The sequence below is a fragment of the Psychrobacter sp. AOP5-GZ1-6 genome (assembly GCF_052376345.1).
In the GTDB taxonomy this organism is placed as follows: Bacteria; Pseudomonadota; Gammaproteobacteria; order Pseudomonadales; family Moraxellaceae; genus Psychrobacter.
The window spans coordinates 1-329 of the sequence record NZ_JBQSVP010000372.1; the positions used below are offsets into that span (position 1 = coordinate 1).

The 329-nt window shown below is 35.9% G+C and carries 1 protein-coding gene; it reads left to right on the plus strand.

Annotated features, from left to right (window positions below; genetic code table 11):
- Positions 1–74: 74 nt before the first annotated feature.
- A partial coding sequence (locus ACT3RN_RS16260) for a hypothetical protein (RefSeq protein WP_444518894.1) occupies positions 75–329 on the plus strand: 255 nt, incomplete at its 3' end.

Genomic DNA, 329 nt, shown 5'->3' on the forward strand with positions numbered 1-329 from the left:
TGTTTGTCTTGATCAAGGTGTAAAAATTCACCGACCACTACATACACACATATAAGCAATACCTTGATGAGCCTTTGCTGCTTCAAGAAAAAATTTGTTCTGAAACAGTTCACTTACTAAGTAATGTTTTAGATATTGGAAGTATTCAAAGCGCGATTCCAGCTCTAGCTAATACAATAAAAAGCATAGCAGGCAAGAATTTCTTATTTGCTACAGCACCATGCTATGCGAATTCCTGGTCAGGCAATAACTTACTTAGTGATAATATGCACTTTGCTGAATCAGTGGTTAATAGTAACAGTGGCTTGAATACTCACATGTACTTAGTT